This window comes from Fibrobacter sp. UWR3 (genome assembly GCF_900143055.1).
In the GTDB taxonomy this organism is placed as follows: domain Bacteria; phylum Fibrobacterota; class Fibrobacteria; order Fibrobacterales; family Fibrobacteraceae; genus Fibrobacter.
In genome coordinates this window covers 166,749-191,804 of sequence record NZ_FRCW01000008.1, presented here as the reverse complement: position 1 = coordinate 191,804, position 25,056 = coordinate 166,749, and the positions used below count along the sequence as shown (strand labels likewise).

Sequence of the window (25,056 nt, the reverse complement as noted above, 5' to 3'; positions counted from 1 at the left end):
CCAAGTAGATAAAGGCTTGCGGACGATTTCAGGTACCCAAATGTCATATAATCAAAAAGTACCTGTTTTTCAGGTACCTTTTTGTCATATAGACCTGATTTTGAAAAGAAATGGTTCGTGCAAGCCGCTCTGACCACTACTAATTCTTTTTTTTATTTAAGAAAATGGTAATTAGAAATACACGCCGTAGTTGGGGCGCGATTTCAGGCTGCGGCCCTTTATGTCATATGTGCGAGTGCGATCCAACTTGAACGGAATCGGGGCGCATGCGCCGCGTGTCTGGCGGATTCTTCCAGATGGTTTCCGAAAGCGCCTGCCCCACCTGTAACGGTATGGGCGAAGTCATCGCGAATCCGTGTAGCCATTGCCGCGGCGAGGTCGTGTGCAGGAAACGGAAGAAATCTCCATCAAGATTCCAAGGTGCCGGTCCACAAGCTGGTGCTTGGCGGAACGCAGCGAATCCCGACGCTGGACGGTAGCGAAGTGCAGATCAAGATTGCGGCCGGCACTCAGGCCGGGAGCATCTTGCGCCTGCGCGAACAGGGCCTGTACCCGCTGAACAAGCGCGGCGACCGTGGAAGCCTCTACGTGAACATCGGCGTGGAAATCCCGAAGGACTTGAGCCGCGAAGAGAAGGAACTCTACCAGAAACTCGCGGAACTCAGGCACGACAAGGAAACCGCGCAGGAAGAAAGCTTCCTCGAGAAGATGAAGAATCTTTTCAAGTAGGAAGTAGACAGTAGGAAGTGACGGGGCGTCGCCCCGAAATCCCCAAAAAAGATTCTCCCGGACAGCAATGCCTGGGATTTTTTGCTTTTAAGTGACATTTTCTAGATTCTGGGGTGTTTAACAGGGGAAAGTTTTATAGAAGAACGTTTCTTTTGGATGGAGACACAATGAGAAAAGTGGTCATTTTGAACGCGAGTCCGCGCAAAGACGGAAACATCAGCCAGATGCTGAATATCATAGGTGATACCCTGTTTGAAAAAGGCACCGAAGTAACAATCATTGATGTCTGCAAGCTGGAATTTCGCCCGTGTATCGGCTGCATGAAATGTCGCAGCACTCACGATTGCGTGATGCCGGAAGACGATGCGAAACGGATTCTGCGCCTGGTGCAAGAATGCGACGCTCTTGTAGTCGGTTCGCCATGCTACTGGGGCAACATGACCGGGCAACTCAAAATGCTTTTCGACCGTTGGGTTTACGGCATGATGGACCACAGCGAACGCGATTACCCGATTCCACTGTTAAAAGGAAAGAAAGCTGTCATTGTGACGACATGCACTACCCAATGGCCATTTAACCTGATTTTCAAGCAGTCGGCGGGCACTGTCCGCGCCCTCAAGGAAATCCTTTGCTGGAGCGGATTCAAGATTGCAGGTGTGATTCAAAAAGGCGGAACCCACAAGAGTAAAGGCCTTACGCCCAAAGAAATTGCCAAATGCAAGAAGATTGCCTTGTCACTTGGTTCGCATTAAAATAATCGGAAAGCCTTCGCGATATTCCTTGATAATGTACGGGTGCGTCTTGGCGTATTCGAAAATTTTATCGCCGAGACCGTTTTTTACGAGATTGACGAGAGCCTGACTTGGAACTGCGCCGACGCTCGGGCAGGTGGGCGTGAGCGCGATGACGAGTTTTCCGTCTTTATTCATGATGCGCAGCGGCCAGATGCTACAGTCGAAGGGCTTGTCTTCGGGCTTCAGGATGCAGCCTTTGTGCGGGTCGAGGAAGGAGCAGGGAACTTCTTCTTCGGGGTCGGCGGTTTTGTATCCGCCAAGAACAATTTGACCGTCGCGAAACTCCCCCACCACGCCGTATTCGTTAGGCTTGCTGAGTTTTTCAACGACTTCGGGCGGGAACAGCGGCGTTTCCCAGAGGCTCTGCCTGCGGAAAGAGCAGCAGAACTTGCAGGCGGCGCAGGATTGTTTGGAGAGGATGGAGGATAGCATTTGTCTTTAAATGTTATGGATTCTATCGGGGTTTCACCCCTCCAGAATGACGATGTGGGACTTGTCTAATATAGTCTGCGGGTAGTACGAGAGTTTTGCCTTGCGGAGGCCTTCGATGTTGATGTCTTCTTCGCGGTTGATAAGGCGGGCACCTGCAGCCACGAGGCGCTCGGCAAATAGTTTGTTAATAATCGCATAACCGCCATTTTCGGCATATTCGTCGATAACCTTTTCAAAATGCGTGTCCCAGACGCCGGGCAAAATTTCTGAAGCCATCGTCATGCCAGCGGGAACTCCGCCAATATAGAGCACCGCCCCTTTCATGCCGAGAGCATCAAAGTGTTCAAGAGCCTCACGGATGGCGCAGTATTCCGAGAGTCTGGATTTCTCATCTTCGGAGCGTTCCGCCCAGGCAGCTTCGCGACATTCGCAGGTGCATTCGCAATCGGTATCGCTGGATTCGCCCAAGGTTTCGATATTGAGCCAACTCTTTTCGACCGTGAGCGCGTCTGCAAAATTCTCCGGCGTAAGCGGGCGGATTTCGTAGTCCGAGTAAGTCCTGTTAAATCGGGAAACGTGGTTGCGCTTTTTCTTGTACTGGTTTCCGGCCAAGGTGGCAAGGCTTTCGGCAGAATAGATGTAGTCGCTGTCGCCGCGGTTTTCTTCGAAATGGAGGGGCGGTTCTGCGCCGTTCGCCCCAGCCGTCTTAAAATATTCCCGCAAAATTTGTGCTCGCGGCTCATCCACCAGGCAGAATTCCAGCGGGCGGCCCGATTCGCGGGCATCATCGACAATAAGTGCGAGAGCTGCTTGCGGCTCCCCCGACCCGAGCGGAAAAGCATAGCCCCGGCGACTCCCCAGTCCGTTGTAGTAGCGGAACAGGAACCCGTCTTGCAACGCAATCTGCGTGCCGTACTTTTGTCGTAACAGGAAAATGTTCGCGAAGCTTGCGTCACTGCCGATATAGCCCGAATCGACCACGGCATTTGCCGCTGCCGCCCGGTCTGAAAGTTCTGGAGCCTTAAAGTTTATCATCTTCTAGAAAATACAATTTTTTACGGCTTAAGGTGTGGATTTAAGCTTCCTGCTGGAGTTGCGGAATAATTTCGGCAGACCAGTCCTCGAAATCGCCCGCCTCGATGTGGTCACGAGCCTGTTGCATCAGGTGAAGGTAGAAATGCAGGTTATGCAACGTCGATAGCGTCCAGCCGAGGGGTTCCTTGGTCTTGAACAGGTGGCGCACGTAGGCGCGGGTGTAGTTCCGGCAGCAATGGCAGCCGCATTCCAGATCGAGCGGGCGGTCGTCATCGGCGAACTTGGCGTTCTTGTAGCGGAGCACACCCCTGCTGGTGTACACAAGGCCGTCCTGCGCGTTCTTAGCAGGCAGAATGCAGTCGAACATGTCGACACCGCGCTTGATAAGTTCTAGCAGATTCCAGGGCGTGCCCACCCCCATCACGTAGCGGGCACGGTCGGTAGGAAGCAAATTCGTGCAGAAATCGGCGATTTCGTACATGGTTTCTACAGGTTCGCCTACGGAAAGGCCGCCCATCGCGTAGCCGTCGGGAGCGATTTCCTTGAGGGCATCGATGGATTTTTGTCGGAGTTCCTTGTGCATGCCGCCCTGCACAATTCCGAAGAAATACTGCGGGTAATCGTGGACAGGTGGGTTTTCGCGTAGCCAATCCATCGCGCGCTTTGTCCAGGCCAGCGTGTAGTCGAGCGATTGAGACGCCTCTTCGACGGTGCTCGGGTAAGGCGTGCATTCGTCAAAGGCCATGATGATATCGGCCCCGATTTCGCGCTGGGCCTTCATCACCGATTCCGGAGTGAACATCTGGCGCGAGCCGTCCAGATGGCTATGGAATTCCACGCCATCTTCGGTAATGTGGCGAAAATTCTTGAGGCTCCAGACCTGGAATCCGCCGCTGTCGGTGAGCATCGGGCCGTTCCAGCCCATGAACTTCTGCACGCCGCCCATCTTGGCCACGAGTTCCGTGCCCGGGCGCAGGTACAGGTGGTACGTGTTCGCGAGGATAATCTGCGCTTGCATTTCGCGCAGGTCCCGCGAAGAAAGCCCCTTCACGCTCGCAAGAGTGCCCACCGGCATAAAAATCGGTGTTTCCACGACGCCATGCGCCGTGTGGAGCCGACCACGGCGGGCCTTGCTGCGGTCGCTCTTTTTCAGAAGTTCAAAAGGGTTTTCGTTCAATGATATACCTTTTTTAAAGAATCTTGAAAATCATCGCGTTACATTCCGCTCGATTGCGGATTCAATAGCATTCTGAACAAAATTTTCAGGGGAAATTTCTTCGTCAGAATCTTCCATAATGCCGGCAAGTGCATCTGGATCAAACAACCAACGCATATTGGTATTTTCTGGTACTTTCTGAGTATCGGTCGAATCAGATGAACTGGATAAAGAAACGGTAGAATCTTGCGTGATCGTGTTTGTTGAATCCGTCGGGGGCGCAGGAATAACAGCATCGCTACCCTGAGGCTCCGCCGGAACGGACAATGCCGCAGAAAGCCCCAAAAGGGCGACGAGCCTCGCCTTGGTTCTGGGGTTAAACTCGCCCACACATTCGACTTTTCTGCGTTCGATTTTCATCGTATCAACCGTTACTTTATAAACTACAAATTTTTACATATTATGTAGCGATTTTTTAACACGATAAACAATCCTAAATATGGTTCTTTGGCGTCGGCCTCGTACCGGCGTTTTACTATAATTAAAGCATATAATTCACAAAGAGGTTTTTATGTCCCGCTTACGCGTATTGGTCCTGATGGGTGGTCCGTCCACCGAGCACGATGTTTCTGTAGTGAGTGGCACCGGTGTTGTCCGCGCCATGAACCCGGAACGCTACAATATCCACCCCGTTTTGATTGACAAGGACGGCACCTGGCACTGGTCCGCCCGCGAACTTTCCCCCTACCAGAAGGACAATTTCTCGGTCAACTACTTCCGTAGCCTCGAAGGCACGGCCGCCTGCACCAAGAAGTCCCCTGCCCTCTCCGAACTCCCGGCTGCCGACATCGCGTTTTTGGCACTGCACGGCAAGTGGGGCGAAGATGGTCACATCCAGGCCCTGCTCGAGAACTGGGGCATCCCGTACACGGGTTGCGGGCTCCTTGCCTCGGCACTTGCGATGGACAAGATCAAGTCCAAGGAAATCTACCGCGCGAACGGCATCCCGACCCCGCCGTACCGCGTCATCTGGAAGCACGACTTTACGGGCGATACGCTCGTGAGCGTCGCCGACGAACTCGGGTTCCCGCTTGTCATCAAGGATCCGCTGGGCGGCTCCTCCATCGGCATTGGCATTGCCAAGAATCTCGATGAAGCGGGCAAGATTGCGCAGGACTTGTTCAAGGATTCCAACCGCCTGCTTTGCGAGAAGTTTATTGCCGGCGGCGAAGCGAGCTGCGGCTACATTGAAGGCGAAAAGCCGCTCCCGCCCACCGAGATGCGCATGACGACCCGTGAATACTTCGACTTCGAGGCGAAGTACAACGGTGAATGTCAGGAAGTGACTCCCGCGGAATTCCCTGCCGAACTCACGGCCCGCATCCAGGAACTCGCCAAGAACGCTCACTTCGCGCTCGGCGGTGCAGGCTACAGCCGCACGGACGTGCGCATCGCGAAGGATGGCCAGATTTACGCCATCGAGACGAACACGCTCCCGGGCATGACTCCCACGTCGATTCTCCCGGCTCAGGCGGCCTGCAACGGCATTACCTACAGCCAGCTCATTGACATGATTATCGACAAGAGCCTCGCAATCAAGCGGTAGATCCTTCGACGGAGTTTACCCTGAGCTTGTCGAAGGGCCTCAGGATGACGATTCTAATAACCAATGACCATTGACCAATGACTATTGACTTATACGTAGATACTTCCCGGAAGGGCATCTCGATGGCGGTTGCGACCAGCGGCCAGCCTATGAATGCGCGAACTACGGATGCAAGCGCTCGCGTTTACGAGGAAATCGTGAACACGGAGGCCCGCGGGGAAATTCTCGGGGAATCGCTCGACACGCTGCTCACGCGCGTGGGCGCGACTCTCGATGACGTGAAGCGCGTGATGGTGACGCTCGGGCCCGGCTCTTTCAGCGGGCTCAGGACCGGAGTGGCATTCTGCCAGGGGCTTTGCTTCAGCGGGAAGCGCGAACTCTACGGGGTCACGACCCTGCAGGCGCTCGCATGTTTTGCGCACGATGCCGCGGACAATAAGCCTGCGTGTACCGATGCCGCGGGCAATAAGCCTGCTGGTACTGTCGCGGGCAAGGAATGCGCCGAGACTGCGGTCGTTATCCGCGCTCGCACCGGGTTCTGGTACATGAGGCTGAACGGCGAGGAATTCTTCATCGAGACGCCCGAGGTTATCGAACGCATCAAGAACGCGAAAGTTAAGGCGATTGTCGCGGACGCCCCCGCACAGGAAGACGAAGCGCTCAAGGCCGTCTTTGCAGAGATTGGCGCAAGTGTTTCGCCCGATACGGGCAAGCCTCTCGACATGTGGGCCCCGCTGTTCAGTACCGTAAAGCCGTCGCTCATTCAGGAAGCGAACTACATTCAGCCGTCCTATTTCGAAAAGTTGAAATCATAGCCCGCGGGCTTGCGGAAGGTTTGCCGATGCCCGTTCGCGAAATGAAAATAGATGACTTGCCGCAGGTCCTTCAAATCCAGAAGGCGCTTGCCTTCCAGGACTGGAACGAGCGGCAGTTTATTGCAGAAATCACGGCGAACTATGCCCTGTGCGTCGTTTACGAGGAAGCGCAGTTTAACGAAGATCCCCGTGATTCTATCGGGGCTTCGCCCCTCCAGAATGACAGCAAGGATATATTGGGTTATGCCGTCTTCCATCTGATGGGCCCGGACAGCGAACTTCTGAGTATCGCCGCAAACGCGTCGCACCAGCGCGCAGGAATCGGCACGGCGCTATTGAACGCGGGCCTTGCGCATCTCGATTTCGCAAAAGGCGATAAAATGTTCCTCGAGGTCCGCGAAGGCAATACAAAAGCCCGCCGCTTCTACGAGAAGCATGGTTTCGAGCCATACGCAGAGCGCAAGAAGTACTATGCCGACGGTGAAAACGCAATACTTTATCAGAAATCAAAATAAAGGATGTACTCGTGACTAAGATTCTGATGCAGGACAAGAATACGCGCAAAAGGAGCCGCAAGGTTCTGGGTGCGATTATAGTCGTGGTATTTTGCTTGTTGGCCGCCATCTATGTCGTTGTGGAAAAGAGCGGCAAGTGGCTCGTGGTCAATGACGAGTTCGAACACGCCACCTGGGCAGTGATTCTTGACGGGCAATCCGCGAACATGGAAAGGAATGACTACGTGGCAGACCTGAAGGCTCAAGGGAAAGTCGATTCCGTGCTTATCCTCGGGCGGCGCGTCTACCGCGACAAGAGCAACGTGGACTTTTACGCCGAAGACTTCATGCGCCTCGGCAAGTTCAACCCCGCCACAATTTTCCTTGTCCGGCACGACGACCCTTCCACGCTGAGCGAGGCGTGCACGATTATTCCCTGGCTCAAGAAACACAAGGCGGATACGGTCCTTCTGGTTACGGCGGCTCCGGCCACCCGCAGGGCGAAGCGCATTTTCGAGACGCTTTCGGGTGATAGTCCCGTGTACGTTACCGCAGATATTGGTTACAAGCAGCAGTATATCGCCGATGCCTGGATTTTCAACCGCGAGTCGCGCAAGAGCTGGCTGCGCGAATGGTTTGCCCTGGCCCATTCTTATCTGGACTTGGCCGGTGCATATCCCTTGTCGGAAAGCGATTCAACGTATTTCTCAAAAATTCGTTCCATCGCCGAAGAGGAGAAGGATGAACCCGTCATTGACCTCTTTAACCTGCAAAAGAGCGAGGAAAAACCTGAAAAGGAACTCCCCCGCGACACTGTTGCGGTACCTGCCCCTGCGGGCGATTCCGCCCAGGCTACTTCTAGTTCCCAGGCAAACACGAACAACTTAAAATAACTTTGTTAAATTGGTTATTATGAAAAAGGCACTCAAGATAACAGGCATCGTAATTGCGGCTCTACTCATTCTCGTGATTGCCGCGCTCAAGTTCGCTCCTGGAATTGTAAGGGGCTATATCGTCAACAACTCCGAGGACCTCATCGGGCGCAAGGTCGCTATCGAGAGCATCTCGCTCGATCCGTTCTCGTTTACGCTGAGCATCGACAGCCTTGCTGTGTTCGAGAAGGATGGCGAGACGCCGTTTGTCGCATTCGAGAAGTTCCGCGTGAATGTGGACCCGTTCGATATGCTTACGGGTACGGCCTCGGTGAGCGAAATCTACCTGAAGGGCCTGTACGCGCGAGTGCTCCAGCACGAGGACCGCTTCAATTTTACCGACATCATTGAGTTCCTTGCGAAGGGCGATTCTACGGCGCTCGATTCCGCTGCTGGCGTGGCTGCGGCCGATTCCGCTACTGCGAAGGCCGATACGGCAAGCGTGGATTCTGCGGGCATGGTGAATGCGGCCGAGATTGCGGAAGGCCTCCCCTTCAACATTTCCGTAAAGAACATCGTGTTCGAGAAGGGCAACATCATTTACCAGGATACGAAGGTCGGTTCCAAGATTCATCTGCAGGACTTTTCGCTCAATATCCCTGCGGTGTACCTGAGCAACAAGCAGACCGACGTGGGTTTAAGCCTCAAGTTTGCCGACGGTGGTGACCTGAATGTGAAGGTGGAAGCGAACGCGGCGACAAACGACTTTAAGCTTGACGTGAACCTCAAGGACTTCGCGCTCGCCTGCGGAAAGCCGTACCTGAACGACTTTATCAACTACAAGGACTTTACAGGCACGCTCTCTGTGGCCGTGAACATGGCGGGCAACCTGAACGACATTCTCTCTTCGGATATCAAGGGCACCGTATCGCTCGATAGCGTCGTGCTTACCGAAACGAGCGGGCGTACGCTCGGTGTGAACCACGTGGGCGTGGGTATTGGCAAGGCGAACATCAACGAGAACAACTACGTGGTGGATTCTGTGGTGGTAGACGGAGCCTTTGCGCACATTGACCTGTACAAGAACGGTAAGACGAATATCGACGTGTTGTTGAAGAAGGGTTCCGCCGATGAGCCGGATAGCGCGCAGCTTGCTGCCGACCAGCAACTGGTGCTTGGCGATGCACCCGATTCTACCGCCACCGAAGTGAAGGAAGAGCCTGCGCCTGCCGAAAAGTCCAAGCCGCTCAAGGCAAAGATCAACAAACTTCTTTTGCAGAACACGAAGGTGAGCGCGACCGACCATTCCATCACCAGGCCGTTTAACTACACGGTGAGCGGAATTACGGTGCTCGGCTCGAACATCAACTACGATACACCCTGTTCCATCAACGTGAAGGCGGCATTCCCCGACGGCGGAAGCCTGAACGTGAAATACAAGGGAGCGCTCAGCAATATCGGCACGATGGATGCCTATGTGAGCGTGAAGAACCTCGCCCTGAAGCACTTCAGCAACTACAGCCACCATTACACGGGATACCCGCTTAGCGCCGGCACGCTTGCCTTTGCGAGCGAGAACAAGATAAAGAATTTTGAACTCGACAGCAAGAACACCATCGACATATACAACATCGATGTCGCGGACAAGGACCCGAATTCGAACCCGGAATTTATGGTGCCCATGAAGGTGGGCCTGTACATCTTGAAGGACAAGGACGACAAGATTCAGTTCGATATTCCGGTACACGGCAACCTGAAGGACCCGCAGTTCTCCGTGGGCAAGATTATCTGGAAGACGGTGATGAACCTGCTTATCAAGGTGGCCCTCTCCCCGCTCAAGATTGTGGGTAACCTCGCCTCTACCGGCGCAGGAGCCATCGGGCTTGACCTCGGCAAGAACGACGAAATCATCATCGACGCGACGGCCAAGACATTCACGAGCGAGCAGTACGCGAAGGCGTCCAAGATGACGGAAGCGCTCTCGAAGGACAAGAACCTGAAGCTCGTGTTCACGCAACTCTACAACGTGCGCAAGACTACGGAAGCCTACCGCACCGTAAAGCTCAAGACGGAATACTACAAGAAGACGCACGGCAAGGAAAAACTGACCGAACTCGACGAGCGGGCCATTGCCGAAATGAGCGACAGCGACGAGGGCTTTGTTGCCTACGTGAAGGAAAACGGCGACAAGCTCGACGCGAAGGCGCTCCGCAAGGAACTTTCCACCCTCGCCGAGGGCAGGAACCAGGACTTGCTGAAGGTCCTCTCGCAGCAGAGCGGCGTGACCAAGAAGAACATCAAGGTGATTACTGCCCCGGCGAACCAGCTTTCGAGCCATCGCGGGAAGGCGATGTACAAGGTTTCCGTCGATGTGCAGTAATTTTACAAACCTCATTTTTTCTACATTTGCCACGCTATGAGTGAAGAATTGTGCGCGAACCTCTCCAGCAAGGTTCAAGAGATTGCAAAGGCCCCCAAGTACCGCGGGGCAATTTTCCAGATTGAAGCCGACGAGAAGGGGCTTGCCCTTGTTGACGCGAAGGAATCGAGCCTGAAGGTCTACCTGATGGTTGACCCCGAATGCGACAAGATTCTGGAAACGCGCTTCTTCACATACGGCGGCCCCATATTTACCGCCCTCGCCGATACATTCTGCAAGAAAATCCAGATGGTGACTATCGAGGAAGCGTGCGCGATTACCGCCGAGAGCCTGGAACAAGAACTCCGCGATAACCCCGACTCCCCCGCCATTCCGGCAAATGCGCCCGAGATTGGCCAGATGAACACGCTTATCAAGAAGGTCCTGGAAGCCTACCCCGAAAAGAAGGCGACCGCCATCTTGGTGCGCGAGAAGATGGAGCGTATCAAGTACCGCACGCAGACCGCCGAAGGCCGCGCCGAAGCCGACGCCGAATGGAATGCGCTCGCGAAGCACGAGAAAATCGAGAAGATCGAGGCCTGGCTCCACCAGTCCGTGCGCGGCATGCTGCAGGGCGACGGCGGAGACGTGGAAATACTCGACCTCACGGAAGACAACCGCCTCAAGATTCGTTACCAGGGGGCGTGTGCGGGCTGCGGTTCTGCAATGGGTGGCACGCTGTTCTACATCGAGGACGAACTCAAGAACAACGTGTACTACAACCTGATTGTGGAACCCGAGGACCCGCTCGACAACATCCAGCCGAACCCGAACCTCCCCGGCCTCGACGACAACAATCCTCCTGCAAGCCTTTTCTAGCCTAAATCGTGTAAAATAATATTATCCAAAGCGGTCAAAAACCGCGTTTTTTGCGTGTTTTACAAATATTACATGCATTTTTACCATATAAAGTTATTTTTAGGCCGGGATGGTGTAAACCAAAAAAACAGAGGATGTCAAATGAAAAAGATTCTTGCAATTCTCGGCATGGCTGCAGTATCTGCCATGGCCATCAGTGCAAGCCGTGTTGGCCCCGTCAGCACGTACGGTGAACTCAAGGCTAACGGCGGTAAGCTCTCCGGCACTTGCCCGCAATACCAGAATTCTGCCGTGCAGGTGAAGGGCATGAGCCTTTTCTGGAGCTCGGGTGCCGATAGTTCCACGGTGTTCTATTCTGAAAAGGCCGTCAACGCGATGGTGAAGCAGATGAACATCGAAGTCATCCGCTTTGCAATGGGCGTCACCAAGGAAAAATTCGAGGACCAGGGTCGCGGATACCTGAGCAGTGAACAGGGAGCCATCTTGCAAAAGGGCTACCTCAAGAACGTGGTAAACGCAGCCATCGACAACGACATCTACGTGATTATCGACTGGCACATCGAAAGTGCTAATGGCAATACCAGCGAAGCCGCCAAGTTTTTCGAATATGCCGCTAAGGAATATGGTTCCTACAACAACGTGATTTTCGAAGTGTGGAACGAACCTGTTGGTGCCGACATGGGTACAGTCGCTTCTCACGCGAACACCGTGATTGCCGCTATCCGTAAGTACTCCGATAACCTCGTGCTCGTGGGTAGCCCGGAATGGTCCAGCCATCCGGAACAGTGCGCTACGGCAGGCATTCAGGATAGCAAGAAAAACTTCGGTTGCACGCTCCACTTCTATGCAGCAACGCACCAGACGGATAACGGCGGCTACAATGACCGTGCCGCTCAGGCTATGTCTAATGGCGTTCCCGTGTTCGCTACGGAATGGGGTACGGTCAGCGCCGACGGTAACGGCTCTCCGAACCAGAGTGCGAGCCAGGCATGGATTAACTGGATGAACCAGAACAATGTTTCTTGGGCGAACTGGTCTGCTTCCGCCATCAAGGAACAGTCCGCTGCATTCCAGAACCTTGCAATCGACAACGGCCTTACCTTTACGAATTCCGGCAACATGGTCAAGGGCTGGATGAACGGTGCGAATGGTTACAAGGATTGCGGTCTCCAGAATGGTAACGGCAGCGAAAGCAGCGGTTTTTCGACCGGTGTTGCAAACGGAGCCAAGACCGATATCATTGACGACCTCGAAGACGGTGACCGCTTTGCCTACACGGGTGGATGGTGGTCCGCATTCGCCGATTCCGACGATGACACGGACGGACGCGGCAAGACGAGCATTACCAATGGCAAGTGGGAAAATGACTTCGGCAAGCAGGTCTACGATGTGTTGATGCCGTCTAGCGGCGGCAAGAATACCTCCAAGTACATGGTCGGCATCGAAGGAATCAAGCTTTCTCAGGGTCAGTACAAGTACGCCCCCTATGTTGCAATTGGCCTGAACCTCAAGCGCGATACGACAGAAATTGACCTTTCTGCCTGCAAGTCCATTAGCTACAAGTTTAAGGGTGCAAGCCACAACTTCCGCGTTGAAACTTCCCTTGTAAGGAACTGGAACTTCCACCACGTGAACAAGGACGGTTCTGCGGAATGGAAGGAAGTCGAACTCACTTGGGACCAGTTCACTCAGGAAAGCTGGGGCGATGACGCTCAGCACTTCAGCCTGGACAAGGGCATGAACAAGGTGCAGCGCTTCGCCTGGGAAGTCAAGGGCGCTCTCGATGTTCCTGATGAAGCGAACCAGCCGAAGTACAACTACCTCTATGTCGATGACGTGCGCTGCAACGGCGTGAGCGTCACGGCTATCTCCGACAATAACGGTGGTAATGACAATCCGACATCTTCCTCTTCTTCTGCAAAGTCCAGTTCCAGCAAGGGTGGTAAGTCTAGCTCCAGTGGCATTGCTCCTGCCAGCTCTTCTTCCATCTATGTTCCGCCGGTATCCTCTTCTGTCGTGGTTGCCGAACTCGTCATTATCGACGATGTTGAAGATGGTGACGAAGTTGCCGCAACGACTGGAACCTGGTATGCCTACACTGATAAGGAACCGGGCGGACAATCCTCCATTACTAACGTTTATGACCCGGCCCTCCCCGGCTACGTCGTTAACCTTTCCGCAACAGTTGACCCGACCAACGGAACTGCAGGCTTTGTAGGCCTTCAGGGCATCGTGTGGAACCAGGCCGATTACGAAGAAGCTCCGTTTGTGGCTCTCGGATTGAACCTGATGGCCGATACTTCGCTCGGTGCCAACCTTTCTGGCTGCAACGCCCTTTCTTACCGTTACAAGGGTGCTCAGCACGTGATTAAGGTGCAGGACGGCTCCGTGACGGACTACGCCTACCACCAGCTCAAGATGGATTCCTCGTCTGTTTGGACGGAAGCGATTGTTCCGTTCGAAAAGCTTGAACAGCCGAGCTGGACAAAGGATCCCAAGGACATGAACTTTGCCTCAGTGAAGAAGATTGCCTGGGAAGTTGTCGGTTACAAGAACTTCGACATGCAGCCGGCAATTCCCTTCCTCTACGTGGATGACCTGAAGTGCGTGAATGCGACTGTCGGCATCAAGTCCATCGCTCGCGCTTCTGCACAGGGCCTCAAGCTTGCCGCTCAGGGTTCTTCGCTCAATATCTCTATTGCGAAGTCCGGCGTCGTGAAGGTCCAGGTGTTCGACATGACCGGCCACGCCGTCAAGAGCGTCTCCGAGAACATGCAGGCTGGTGCCCACGCGGTTTCTCTCGAGAACCTGACGGCTGGCAGCTATATCGTCCGCGTGCAGGCTGGCAGCGCAGTCAAGTCCGCCCGCATTACGATCAAGTAATTCCGAACCAGAATCATTGAATTTTATTCAGTGATTCTAGTAACCACAAAAAAAAGCCTCTGGCCCCGCTGCCAGGGGTTTTCTTGTAAAAAATGGATTAAACGGGCGGTGTTTTTCTATATTTTTCTTTAGAAAAAGGATTTACTCAAAGGAAAATATATGTCCGAAGAACTCGTTTTGAAATTCGTTGACCCCGTGCCGATGCGCTACGGTGAAAACTCCCACCAGTCCGCAGTGTTCTACCGCGACCCGACCTGCACCGAAGCAAGCCTCGCCACCGCAAAGCAGCTCTGGGGTAAGGAACTTTCTTACAACAACATCGTGGATGCCGACGCCGCCCTGGAAATGGCCCGCGAATTCAGCGACGACAATGCGGTCGTTATCGTGAAGCACATGAACCCGTGCGGACTCGCTACCGGCAAGACGCTGCGCAACGCCATGGAAGCCGCCTGGGAAGGCGACCCGGTGTCGGCCTTCGGTTCCGTGATTGCCGTAACCAAGAAGGTGGACCTGAAAACCGCCGAATTCCTGAAGGGCAAGTTCGTTGAAATCCTTCTCGCCCCGGCATTCGACAAGGACGCTCTGGAATTTTTGAAGAACAAGTCCAAGGACATTCGTCTCCTTGAAGTTGGCAAGATCAAGAAGGCAACCCGCTGCAAGGTCTATAAGCACGTGATCGGTGGCATGCTGGTTCAGGACCGCGACGTGGACGTTTACGAAAAGTTCGAATGCGTCACCAAGAAGAAGTTCGCAAAGAACAAGGAAGCACTCGCCCGCTTTACCTGGATCGTGACCAAGCACACCAAGTCAAACGCCATCGTCATGGGTTATGAATACGCCCGCGGCTACTTCCAGGTCATCGGCCTTGGCCCCGGCCAGCCGAACCGCATCGACTCTAACCTCCGCCTCTGCCAGCCCCGCGTCCGTGACAACGTCGCCCGCATGAAGGCAGCCCAGAAGTTCTTCAACGAAAAGGGCAAGTGCATCGACAAGGCCGGTCTCAAGGCTCTGGAAAAGAAGGTGTTCAGCGAAGTCGTGATGGGCTCCGACGCCTTCTTCCCGTTCCCGGACAACGTGGAAGCCGCTGCCAAGGCTGGCGTCCAGTACATCGTGCAACCGGGTGGTTCCAAGAAGGACAACCTCTCCATCGAAGCTTGCGACAAGCTTGGCGTGGCCATGGTGTTCACCGGCATGAGGCACTTCCGCCACTAAGGGTTTGCGTATGCCTCCCGTGTCGCAGAAAGAAACGAACCAGAAGGAAAAGGACCTCTACTACGCGGTCCTCTCCTTCTTGAAGTCTGTCCGCAAGGCAGGCCGCACGACCGATGTCGAGTGGCGCGAATACAAGGAAAAGCTCCTGAAGATTGCGCCTACGCCCGACATGGGAAAGGCCGCCGATATGTGGACGATGGACAACCTCGACCAGTTCAGCCCCGACAACAAGCAGTTGCCGCCGCTCAACGACATGGACTACGTGGCGAACATTTCCCCGAAGTTCGCGTCGCAACTGATGGAAGCGATGTACTACGGGATGCTCAACCTGACGCAGGCGAACCTGATTTCGGACGAAATCCAGGATGCCGACCCGGAATGCGTGTCAACCGCCTCGCTCGAGGAACTGCTCGTGAAGCTCTGGATAGGCAACGCGAAAAGCTACCGGAAAGTGGTGGCTAACTAGACGAAAGAACGGACCTACGGTCCTACAGACGAAAGACGAAAGGATTTAGTAGGAAGAATGACCTATAAAGTTCGTGTCATAGGTGGTGGTCTTGCAGGTTGCGAGGCGGCTTTGCAGTTGGCGAGCCGTGGTTTCAAGGTAGACCTGTACGAGATGCGCCCGGTCAAGAACACTCCCGCCCACAAGGACGGCCACCTGGCGCAGTTAGTTTGTTCCAACAGCTTTAAGGCGCTGGGCGTCACGAGCGCACACGGGCTTTTAAAACAGGAACTCACGATGCTCGGGAGCTTTCTGCTGGATAGCGCCCGTGAGGCGGCCGTACCCGCAGGCGATTCCTTGACCGTGAACCGCGATATCTTCAGCGAATCTGTGGAAAAAAAGATTGCGGAAAGCCCGAATATCACGCTCCACCGCGAAGAAGTCACGAGCCTTGAAGGCGACAGCCCTACCCTCGTTGCGGCGGGGCCGCTGGCCAGCGACGCGCTCGCCGACGATATCTTCAAGCGCCTGGGGAGCGAGCGCCTCCATTTCTTCGACGCCATCGCCCCTGTGGTAGAGACCGACAGTATCGACTTTGACCACGCCTTCTACATGAACCGCTGGGAAAAGGGCGAAACGGCGGACTTTATCAACTGCCCGCTGGACAAGGAAACCTACGCCGAGTTTGTACGCAAGCTGTGCGAAGCCGAAGCCGTGGAGCCGCGCCCCTTCGAGAAGAACGAACTGTTCGAGGGCTGCCTGCCCGTCGAAGAAATGGCCCGCCGCGGTTACGAGACGCTCCGTCACGGCCCCATGCGCCCCATCGGGCTTGGCTTGGGCAATAACGGTCACCTGTGGTACGCGGTAATCCAGCTCCGCGCCGAAAACAAGCAGAAGACGCTCTTTAACATGGTGGGTTTCCAGACGCGCCTCAAGTGGGGCACGCAAAAGGAAATCTTCACGATGGTTCCCGCCCTCCGGAACGCCCGTTTTGCCCGCCTCGGCTGCATGCACCGCAACACGTTTATCGAATCGCCCAAGTTCCTGGACGCGACCTTGCGCTTGCGCCCAGACCTCCCCTGCGCCCAGGGAATCCCACCCACATGGTTTGCGGGCCAGATTACCGGCAGTGAAGGCTATACCGAGGCGGTCGCCACCGGCTGGTACGCCGCCTGGAACATGGCGCAGACAATCCTGCACGGGCATGCCGACCCGCTCCCGAACGAGAGCTGCATCGCATCGCTCATGAACCGCCTTGTGGAAGAAAACGAGGATTTCCAGCCCATGAACTTCAATTTCGGGCTCCTCCCCAACCACGAAGGCCTCAAGAAAAAGAACAAGAAAGAAATCCTCGCTGCACGAGCCGAGCAGGCCGTCCGCCAGTGGATTGCCGAACGCAAGTTTTAAAAAGCACAAAAAAGACCTCTCCGCTAGGAGAGGTCTTCGTGGATGATGCAGGGGTCGAACCTGCGACCCGCTGATTAAGAGTCAGCTGCTCTACCAACTGAGCTAATCATCCATTGTCGCTTGGACGGGGTCAATTATAGAATATAATTTGCCGACTGTCAAGAGGTTTTGCGCCGTTTTTTCAAAAAAAATGCTAAATTCCGGTATATGAGCCTCAATTCGAACCGTGTAGATGCTTATCTGGCGTTTTTGGGGGTGGAACGGAACCTTTCGCCGGCCACCATCCAGAGCTATCAGGAGGATTTGCGGCATTTTGTGGGCTGGCTCGACGAAATCGGGCTCGATTTGAAGGCCCTGACCCCCGAAAAGCTGGACGAATTCCTGACGCTCACCGCCGGGCAGGTGGAATACTCCCCCACGTCCATCGCGAGGCATTTTTCGAGCCTGCGCGGGTTCCTCAAGTACATGCAGAAGGAGGGCGAGTACGACTACAGCACCGAATCGATGCTCGAACGCCCGAAACTCGGGCACTACCTCCCCCAGTACCTCACCCGCGAGGAGGTCAACAGCGTGTTCGAGAGTGCGGCAAACGGCAAGAACCCGCTGAGGGATACGGCGCTTTTCGAACTCATGTACAGCGCGGGGCTACGCATCTCGGAGACCCTCGGAATAAAACTATCGCAGCTGGACCTGGAAAACGAATGGCTTACTCCCATCGGGAAAGGCAACAAGCAACGTCTGGTGCCCCTCGGGAGCAAGGCGAAAGAAAACCTGAAAGCCTGGATTGAGGATGGCCGCCCCCTCACCCACCCGACTACGGACAACGTTATATTGAATTCCCGCGGCAAGCCCATGACCCGTATGGGGGCTTGGAAAATCGTGCAACAGCACACGGCCCACCTGAGCAAGCAGGTTTCGCCGCACACCTTCCGGCACAGCTTTGCCACGCACTGCCTGGAGGCGGGCATGGACCTGCGCGTGCTGCAGGAACTGCTAGGCCACGCCGACATCAGTACGACGCAAATTTATACGCACATCGATAAGGAATTCATCAAGCAGGAACACCGTGCGCATCATCCGCGTGAAAATGGCTCCATTACCTCTGGATAAAAAAACTATAATTGACTTTGTATGGGAAAATAAAGGAGTCAATTATGAGGAAAGCCTTTTTCTCTTTTTTCCTTGTGGCCGTTGTCGGAGCCGCAATGTCATTTATAGCCTGCGGTGACGATGATTCATCCGGTCGCGAGGTTATAACGGAAGTCAACTCAATTTTCGAACTCGGAACATGTGGCGAGGATAACGAGGGCGATACAGTATACGCCAAGGAACAGGATGCGGAGTACTACTGCCACGAAGCGAAATGGTCGCCTGTTGCCACCCCCGTCTCATCCAGTTCCGCAAAATCCTCTAGCAGTGTTGCGAGTTCCTCGTCCATGACCAAGGCGGAACTTGATAAATTTACGGAACTGTGTAAGGCTTCCGGCGGTACCGCGAAAGATGGGGCCTGTGTCTGCAAGAGCGAACTCTGCGATATCGGTGCTGTCTGTAACACCATCACGGGCGTCTGCGGCAACCAGAGCAAACCCTCCGACATATCGTCGGATTCCAAGGCGAGTTCCTCCTCGACCGCAACTACATTCGCCGACTTGTGCAAGGCTTCTGGCGGTACGGCGAAAGACGGCGCCTGTGTCTGCGACGAAGTTTCCTGCGACGAAGGCGTTCTCTGCAATACGAAGACCAAGGAATGCGCGAACAAGGACGCCGTCGAAATTGAGTGCGACGACAGTTACAAGAATACCTGTTCTAACAGTCTTTTGGGCGTCGGGATTGTCAAGGAATGCGTGAAGGGCGTTGTCGTGAACCGCTCGTGCACAGCAGTCTCTTGTAACGAAGAGGCCACGGACTGCGGCGAATGCCTTGATGACGTACAGACTTGTACCGAGGACAAGAACTTCAAGGCGACCGTCACCCGCTGCGAAAAGGGCAAGAAGGTGACCGAGAGCTGTAACGGGAAATCCTGCGACCCGCGCGACAACAGTTGCGGCGAGTGCACGAACTACGAACACACCTGCACCAACGATGACGAAGGAAAGGGAACCGTCTACGAGTGTGTTGCAGGCGAAGCCAAGAAGGCCGTTTCCATATGCGGCAACAAGTCGTGCCGTACCGACAAGGCCATCTGCGGCGAATGCCTGAACGGCGAATTGAGGTGCGACAACGACATCAACAACAACGCCATCATGTACAGGTGCGTCGACGGGCAATGGGAAAGGCTCCATAACAAGTTCGACCCGCTCGACAAGGAGTATTACAAATGTCCCGTCGCTTGTAGAGAAGGCTACCCTATAGATAAGATGATAGACCAATGCGACATAGACCAATGTTCTAATTGCGATCCTTGCTGGGGTGAGAAAATGGAGGGAGCACCCTCCAATCCAAATCCCTGTTACGACGAAGAACGTTGCAAACAAATTCTTAAGGACGAAGACCCCGACTACCCGCCGTTCAGAAGTTTCGAGACGAAACAGAAATGGAAGGACCTGATTCCTAGTAAAAAAATGGCAGCGAAAGAAGTTCACGGCTACAACTGGACGAATCACAAACCAGTCTCCGCTCCTGAAGAACGCGTGGAAGATTTTGAATTCGACCTTACTAACGAGACGCGCCGCGTATCGTGCAACGCCCTGGGAACCTACTTCGGCTTATGCCACAACACCCTGCAGACCTGCATCAACAATGTTTACCATGGTGAGGGATTTATGGTGGTCTGCGCTAGCGGCGAACTTGTTGACGCTGATGGCAATAACGACGGTATTGCTTGCGAATGCGAAAAAACAGCTAGCAACGCCAACGGATGTTGCTACACCAGAAGCGCCTGCTTCAAGCAGACCAACTGGTCGAGAGACCGCTGCGCTAAGCCCTCGGGCAACGAAAACGACGATTAATTTCATCGACATTTCAGGCAGAAAGGAACCGCAAGGTTCCTTTTTACGTTTGACAAGATGCTCCGCTCCGTTAGGAACGGCACCGAAAAACAAGTGCGGATTGCACGATAAAATTATGGCACGTTTCTCACAAATGTTCCATCTTTCTTATAGATGGACAATCCGTCATGCCTTATCACATCACTTCCCAATACATCCTGACATGAATAACTCAAATTTTCTAAATCAAAGCGACATGTACCTAGAGAATACGTATCAATCTGCCAATTCTTTATGTTCCAACGAACTAAAGCGATTAACTCCGAGCAATGAATTCCATCTTTAGAATAACATTGATGTTTGCGGGAAACGCTCCCTGCAAAGAATTGTTCCGCGCTCCAACTTCCATACTGATAAGTAAAAGAAACCAAAGTATCTAGTCTTTCTTCTATAACTTTATGAACATATTCCACGACAGCAGAGTCCATGACGCAAGGTTCTGCAAATCCGTCCTTGTAACACATATCAAAGGCTATTAAGGAATCTCGCACACTTTCCTTCACATAGATTTCTTTTTCATACACCGAATCAAGCAATGCAGAAAGTTCATCTTTTGCACCAAAATCTTCGCCAATCAAGAAATCATATTTCCTTGGCCAATATTTAGCAGATGGCTTCATCTTTTTAGAGACAACAACATTTGCATACAAAAAATCGCACTTCACGCTATCTTTAGAAGCACAAATTGCATCATAGGATCCATCTTCATTCTGATAAAGATGAGAAAAGCCTGCAGCACCAGAGTTAAGCACCATATTTGCATATGAAATATGATTCACCCTTGTTTCCAAATCTTTTACAGAATCACGAGAATTAAAAATTTTAAGAATTCGAACAAGTAATGAGGTGTCTAAATCGCAGGGATACCACAGGTTCTCTCCTTCTACACTCGTCGAACACGCCTTGTACAGTAACGCTTTACGGGGTATAGTGTCAATAAAATCGGCTCTATTAGAGTGCGAATTAATCCAAGAAGAGCAATATTCCAAACTGTTGTGATACTGTTGTTCCGAGATTCCGGGACTCACTTCATTAGGGCACCATCCTGAAGGAGAGCACTTTGGCTTTGGGTGACACCCTGCCAAAACCGCCAAAATCAAAAGAATCAGAACTCTATAAAGCATACAACACCCGCAAAAAAGTGCCCTTCACCCATAATTTTACTAAATTTGAGCCGTTCAAATTATAAACCAAGGATTAACAATGAGCAAGAATTACAAGATTGCAGTGCTTCCGGGCGACGGTATCGGCCCTGAAGTCATGAAAGAAGCTGTCCGCGTGCTGGACGTGGTTTCCAAGAAGTTCGGTTTCGACGTGAACGCCGAATGGGCAAACGTCGGTGGTGCCGCCTACGACGAAAGCGGTTCTCCGCTTCCGGAAAGCACCCTCAAGCTGGGCGAAGCTTCTGACTGTATTCTTTTCGGTTCCGTGGGTGGCCCGAAGTGGGAACACCTCCCCCCGAACCTGCAGCCGGAACGCGGTGCACTTCTGCCGCTCCGTAAGCACTTCAAGCTTTTCTGCAACCTCCGCCCGGCCCGTGTGTACAAGGAACTCGCAGGCGCTTGCCCGCTCCGTGCCGACATCGTGGGCGACGGTTTCAACATCCTCACGGTCCGCGAACTGACGGGTGACGTTTACTTTGGCCAGCCGAAGGGCCGCGAAGGCGTTTCGGGCTCCAAGGAAGAAATCGGTTTCGACACCATGAAGTACAGCCGCTACGAAGTCGAACGCATTGCCCGCTTCGCCTTTGACGCCGCCATGCTCCGCAACAAGAAGGTTGCCAGCATCGACAAGGCCAACGTGCTCACCACCAGCGTGCTCTGGCGCGAAGTCGTGAACGAAGTCATCAAGGACTATCCGGAACTGACTCTCGAACACCTCTACGTGGACAACGCTGCCATGCAGCTCCTGAAGCGCCCGCGTGAATTCGACGTGCTGCTCTGCCCGAACCTCTTCGGCGACATCCTCACCGACGAATGCGCAATGCTCACCGGTTCCATGGGCCTCCTCCCGTCCGCTTCTATCGCCGAAGGGAGCTTCGGTCTGTACGAACCGGCCGGTGGTTCCGCTCCGGACATCGCTGGCAAGGGTATCGCAAACCCGCTGGCCCAGATCCTCTCCGTGGCATTGATGCTCCGCTACACCTTCAAGGAAGAAGAAGCGGCCAAGGCTATCGAAGCCGCTTGCGAAAAGGTCATCGCTCAGGGCTTCCGCACTGGCGACATCTACCAGGAAGGCTGCACCAAGGTCGGTACCACTGGTATGGGTGATGCGATTATCAAGGCGCTCGCTTAACCAGCATTGTCATTCCCGGCTACGGCCGGGAATCTTCTTTGCGTACAGAAATGGCCCCCGAAAGGGGGCTTTTCTTGTAAGATCCTCGCCTTGCTTCGGCAACGCTCAGCACAAGTCGCGAGGATGACGTTGAAGCGCGAACGGTCCGTGAACGGAAAAGGCTCGTATTAACGAGCCTTTGGAGTGAGAGCGAGCGCTTGCCGGAGTAATTTAATTCCTGAGCGAAGCGCGAACGGTCTCATTAGTTACAGCCGGTGCCGAGCGTGCCTTCGAGTACGGATTCACACTGAGCTGTCAGTCCAGCGGCTTCTTCGCTTCCGACAGGGAATTCAAGGCATTCACCCATGACACCCGGGATGTCGCAGGAGACCATGTCGCCCGCAGGAGTCGTGACACTGCTCGAAGAAACGGTTCCCTCGCTAGACGAAGAGGTTTCACCGCCTTCTGCGGAACTGGAACTTTCCGGTTCAACTTCAGCAGGAACCTTTTCCTTGCAGTAGTTCTGCTCGCTCTTGAAGACATCTTCCCTCGGCTTGGAGAGCGTGCCCGAAGAAGAAGCGTTGACATAGCCTTCCATGGTGCAGAAGTTGGTCGTACCGATATTCGAGAACTTCTTGGTCATGCATTCCACATAAGGCATCGGCTGGATTTCGTACTTGTGGCTCATGATTTCGCCTTCCGCAGAATCGTACGCCACGACATACTTCACGATGACGCTGTCAGTACCGCGCCAGTTCTCGTCGAGGTAGGAGTAAATCCATTCAGGGTCATCGACAGAGAAGTTGCAGTTGGACTTCGTTTCGAGCGGGAACACTTCGAAAGCAGTGCCGTTCACGGCAGCCTGGCAGGCCTTCAGCACGGATGCGTGCACGGCCTCGCGGGCGTTGCTTGCGAAGTAACCCTTCTCCGTACGGGTAGAAACGAGCACTGCAGTGCTTCCGCCTTCGCAGGTCTCTTCGCCGGCAAGCTTTCCGTCCATGGACTTGGGGTGCGTCGCGGTAGAGTCGTTCATGCTCATCAGGCGGCAGTAGATATTTGCCGTCTGGCCCGTAAAGCGTACGGAGTCACGAATGATAAGGTCTTCGCCCTGGATTTCAAACACGGTACGGATGCTCGCGCTGTTGTCGCCATCGTTCCCCTTGTAAGAAACAGCCCATGCATTGTCCGTTGCGGCAAACGTGCAGGGTTCCGCCTCTTCGACAGAAGAACTGGACTCTGCAGAACTAGAAGAGCCGCCTTTGTTGGAACTGGAAGAAGTTCCTTTATCTTCGCTGGAGTCCGGAGCGCCGGTACCTTCGCTGCTGGAAGAGAGCGTCGTATCCGGGTCGTCGTTCGATGCAGGCGAAAAACTGCTGGAATCGTCACCACAGGCGACAAGACCGATAGCGGTAGCAAGAGAAAGACCAAAACCAAATTTCGAGATATTCATATTTTCTCCTTTTAAAAGAAGGACGGGTAAAATGTAAAAAAAATCCGGAGAAACAGTGCCTCCGGAGGTAAAATTCCGTTGTATGTAAGGACAACGTATTAGTCGCGGTCGTCGAATGCCTGGGCTTCTTCGGGCTCCTCGACGGTCCATTCGCGAATGTGGTCCGCAAGTGCCTTCAGGCCGTCCTTCTCGAGTTCGTCGGAGATGCCTTTCAGGATTTCTGCATCCTGTGCGGGCAAGTCCTTCTCGTACATGTCGATGTACTGCTCGAGAATGCCGTAACGCTTCATTCTGGCCAGGAGCTGCATGAATTCCATGTCGATGTTCCCGCCGCTGCGGAAACTGGAATGTTCCCTGAGGAGCGTATCGGCCTGCTTCTCGTCGACCTGCTGGCAGAGGCGCGCGAGGTTGATGACCTTCGGGTAGCTTTCGTACAGTCGCGTCGCAATCTTGATGCAGTCGGACTTACGGCCTTCCTTGTCGGCAATTGCCGCCATGAGGTCGAGGTAGGCTTCCTCGTCTTCGGAACCGGGGTCGCGCACGTCGCCGAGCCACTGCTTGGCAAGCTCGATGTTGCCCGCGACAAAGCACTCGTTCGCGATATCGATAAGCGTCGCGTTGCTCTTGTCCGGGTCCTTCAGGAGGGCAGCCTTCGTATAGCGTTCGTAGTCGCCGAGAGCATCTGCCATGTCAGTCAGGGCGTCGAGAACGTCCTCGCGGTTCTGCATTTCCACTTCTGAGACCGTCGCGATAAGCTCGTCAACAAGAGCCTTAGCGCGTTCGTCGGGCAAAACCTCGTTGAGCGAGAGGAATAGGACCGAGCGGCCTTCCCCACCCACGTGACGGAGCGCCAGGTCGTGAATCAGGTCGGCAATGTAGTCCTTGTCATCGTACTGGCTTGCAAGTTCCACGAAGAAGGTTCCCGCGTCGTAGAAGAGGCTTTCCCAGTCGTCACGTTCCTCGTCGTCGGCCTTGAACGAGAGAAAGTCCGTACGGAGCGTCCACGCGAGCAGTTCTAGCTGCAGGCGAACACCCTTGAAATCCTCGATATCGTCAATAGTCTGCGCGATAAATTCATAGAGTTCGTCCGGGCGGTGCAACAGGCGGCTCTGCCCGCTAATAATCTGCGTGAGCGTCTCGCGAATGCGGTCTTCCTTACCGCGGAATGCGGCAGCCCCGCTATTCGATTTCCAAACTTTTTTCTTCTTAGCCATGATTACAAATGTA

The 25,056-nt window shown here is 54.0% G+C and carries 23 protein-coding genes and 1 tRNA gene; 16 read left to right on the top strand and 8 right to left on the bottom strand.

Going from position 1 to position 25,056, the window contains the following annotated elements; genetic code table 11:
- Positions 1-266 precede the first annotated feature (266 nt).
- The 3 genes from BUA44_RS16000 (at position 267) to BUA44_RS11605 (ending at position 1,481) form a co-directional block, all read left to right on the top strand.
- Positions 267-479 carry a zinc finger domain-containing protein gene (locus tag BUA44_RS16000; RefSeq protein ID WP_369806416.1) on the top strand — a complete coding sequence of 71 codons (213 nt, stop codon included), beginning with the start codon at positions 267-269 and terminating at the stop codon, positions 477-479.
- Positions 421-729: a DnaJ C-terminal domain-containing protein gene (locus BUA44_RS15090; protein ID WP_072812181.1), complete on the top strand. Its 309-nt coding sequence runs from the start codon at positions 421-423 to the stop codon at positions 727-729. Before BUA44_RS16000 ends, BUA44_RS15090 begins: the two co-directional genes overlap by 59 nt.
- Positions 730-896: 167 nt before the next feature.
- A complete protein-coding gene (locus BUA44_RS11605; RefSeq protein ID WP_072812179.1) occupies positions 897-1,481 on the top strand; it encodes a flavodoxin family protein in 585 nt (194 codons plus the stop codon).
- Here BUA44_RS11605 and BUA44_RS11600 read toward each other — a convergent pair.
- The 4 genes from BUA44_RS11600 to BUA44_RS11585 are packed head-to-tail and all read right to left on the bottom strand — an operon-like array spanning position 1,464 to position 4,566.
- Positions 1,464-1,955: a hypothetical protein gene (locus tag BUA44_RS11600; protein WP_072812177.1), complete on the bottom strand. Its 492-nt coding sequence runs from the start codon at positions 1,953-1,955 to the stop codon at positions 1,464-1,466. The genes BUA44_RS11605 and BUA44_RS11600 overlap by 18 nt on opposite strands.
- 33 nt (positions 1,956-1,988) lie before the next feature.
- Positions 1,989-2,990, bottom strand: coding sequence for a DUF2156 domain-containing protein (locus tag BUA44_RS11595; protein WP_072812175.1), 1,002 nt, complete (start codon positions 2,988-2,990; stop codon positions 1,989-1,991).
- 40 nt (positions 2,991-3,030) lie between these two features.
- Positions 3,031-4,173, bottom strand: coding sequence for a tRNA guanosine(34) transglycosylase Tgt (gene tgt, locus BUA44_RS11590; protein WP_072812173.1), 1,143 nt, complete (start codon positions 4,171-4,173; stop codon positions 3,031-3,033).
- 24 nt (positions 4,174-4,197) lie between these two features.
- Entirely contained in the window at positions 4,198-4,566 is a 369-nt protein-coding gene (locus BUA44_RS11585; RefSeq protein WP_072812171.1) for a hypothetical protein, read from the bottom strand.
- Between the two features lie 151 nt (positions 4,567-4,717).
- Between BUA44_RS11585 and BUA44_RS11580 the strand changes: the two genes are divergently transcribed.
- From BUA44_RS11580 to trmFO, 10 genes are all read left to right on the top strand, one after another.
- A complete protein-coding gene (locus tag BUA44_RS11580) occupies positions 4,718-5,752 on the top strand; it encodes a D-alanine--D-alanine ligase family protein (RefSeq protein WP_072812169.1) in 1,035 nt (344 codons plus the stop codon).
- A gap of 77 nt (positions 5,753-5,829) precedes the next feature.
- The gene (tsaB, locus tag BUA44_RS11575) at positions 5,830-6,567 is read left to right on the top strand and encodes a tRNA (adenosine(37)-N6)-threonylcarbamoyltransferase complex dimerization subunit type 1 TsaB (protein ID WP_072812167.1); all 738 of its coding nucleotides are present in this window, start codon (positions 5,830-5,832) and stop codon (positions 6,565-6,567) included.
- Positions 6,568-6,593: 26 nt separating this feature from the next.
- Positions 6,594-7,082 (top strand): GNAT family N-acetyltransferase, encoded by a 489-nt coding sequence (locus BUA44_RS11570; RefSeq protein WP_072812165.1) that lies wholly within the window; start codon positions 6,594-6,596, stop codon positions 7,080-7,082.
- Positions 7,083-7,093: 11 nt separating this feature from the next.
- A complete protein-coding gene (locus tag BUA44_RS11565; RefSeq protein ID WP_143151972.1) occupies positions 7,094-7,954 on the top strand; it encodes a YdcF family protein in 861 nt (286 codons plus the stop codon).
- A gap of 19 nt (positions 7,955-7,973) precedes the next feature.
- Positions 7,974-10,313, top strand: a complete 2,340-nt coding sequence (locus BUA44_RS11560; RefSeq protein WP_072812161.1) for a DUF748 domain-containing protein — start codon at positions 7,974-7,976, stop codon at positions 10,311-10,313.
- Positions 10,314-10,349: 36 nt separating this feature from the next.
- A complete protein-coding gene (locus BUA44_RS11555; RefSeq protein ID WP_072812159.1) occupies positions 10,350-11,171 on the top strand; it encodes a NifU family protein in 822 nt (273 codons plus the stop codon).
- A 141-nt stretch (positions 11,172-11,312) separates the two neighbouring features.
- Positions 11,313-14,054: a cellulase family glycosylhydrolase gene (locus BUA44_RS11550; protein ID WP_072812156.1), complete on the top strand. Its 2,742-nt coding sequence runs from the start codon at positions 11,313-11,315 to the stop codon at positions 14,052-14,054.
- Positions 14,055-14,213: 159 nt separating this feature from the next.
- Positions 14,214-15,266, top strand: coding sequence for an IMP cyclohydrolase (locus BUA44_RS11545; RefSeq protein ID WP_072812154.1), 1,053 nt, complete (start codon positions 14,214-14,216; stop codon positions 15,264-15,266).
- A 10-nt stretch (positions 15,267-15,276) separates the two neighbouring features.
- On the top strand, positions 15,277-15,732 hold the full coding sequence (locus BUA44_RS11540; RefSeq protein WP_072812152.1) for a hypothetical protein: 456 nt from the start codon (positions 15,277-15,279) through the stop codon (positions 15,730-15,732).
- A 57-nt stretch (positions 15,733-15,789) separates the two neighbouring features.
- Complete coding sequence (gene trmFO, locus BUA44_RS11535; RefSeq protein WP_072812150.1) at positions 15,790-17,118, top strand: methylenetetrahydrofolate--tRNA-(uracil(54)-C(5))-methyltransferase (FADH(2)-oxidizing) TrmFO; 1,329 nt, start codon at positions 15,790-15,792, stop codon at positions 17,116-17,118.
- Positions 17,119-17,157: 39 nt separating this feature from the next.
- On the opposite strand, the gene BUA44_RS11530 is transcribed toward trmFO, so the two are convergent.
- Positions 17,158-17,230 (bottom strand) — tRNA-Lys (locus tag BUA44_RS11530).
- 95 nt (positions 17,231-17,325) lie between these two features.
- Here BUA44_RS11530 and BUA44_RS11525 point away from each other — a divergent pair.
- On the top strand, positions 17,326-18,228 hold the full coding sequence (locus BUA44_RS11525; RefSeq protein ID WP_072812148.1) for a tyrosine recombinase: 903 nt from the start codon (positions 17,326-17,328) through the stop codon (positions 18,226-18,228).
- 95 nt (positions 18,229-18,323) lie between these two features.
- A complete protein-coding gene (locus BUA44_RS11520; protein WP_143151971.1) occupies positions 18,324-20,066 on the top strand; it encodes a hypothetical protein in 1,743 nt (580 codons plus the stop codon).
- 113 nt (positions 20,067-20,179) lie between these two features.
- Here BUA44_RS11520 and BUA44_RS11515 read toward each other — a convergent pair whose 3' ends face one another.
- On the bottom strand, positions 20,180-20,860 hold the full coding sequence (locus tag BUA44_RS11515; protein WP_143151970.1) for a hypothetical protein: 681 nt from the start codon (positions 20,858-20,860) through the stop codon (positions 20,180-20,182).
- A gap of 448 nt (positions 20,861-21,308) precedes the next feature.
- On the opposite strand from BUA44_RS11515, the gene leuB reads away from it, so the two are divergent.
- Complete coding sequence (leuB, locus tag BUA44_RS11510) at positions 21,309-22,400, top strand: 3-isopropylmalate dehydrogenase (RefSeq protein WP_072812142.1); 1,092 nt, start codon at positions 21,309-21,311, stop codon at positions 22,398-22,400.
- A gap of 241 nt (positions 22,401-22,641) precedes the next feature.
- Here the strand turns inward: leuB and BUA44_RS11505 are convergent, their stop codons facing one another.
- Together BUA44_RS11505 and BUA44_RS11500 are read right to left on the bottom strand one after the other, a co-directional pair.
- Positions 22,642-23,829 carry a hypothetical protein gene (locus tag BUA44_RS11505; RefSeq protein ID WP_072812140.1) on the bottom strand — a complete coding sequence of 396 codons (1,188 nt, stop codon included), beginning with the start codon at positions 23,827-23,829 and terminating at the stop codon, positions 22,642-22,644.
- A 98-nt stretch (positions 23,830-23,927) separates the two neighbouring features.
- On the bottom strand, positions 23,928-25,043 hold the full coding sequence (locus BUA44_RS11500; protein WP_072812138.1) for a hypothetical protein: 1,116 nt from the start codon (positions 25,041-25,043) through the stop codon (positions 23,928-23,930).
- Between the last annotated feature and the right edge of the window lie 13 nt (positions 25,044-25,056).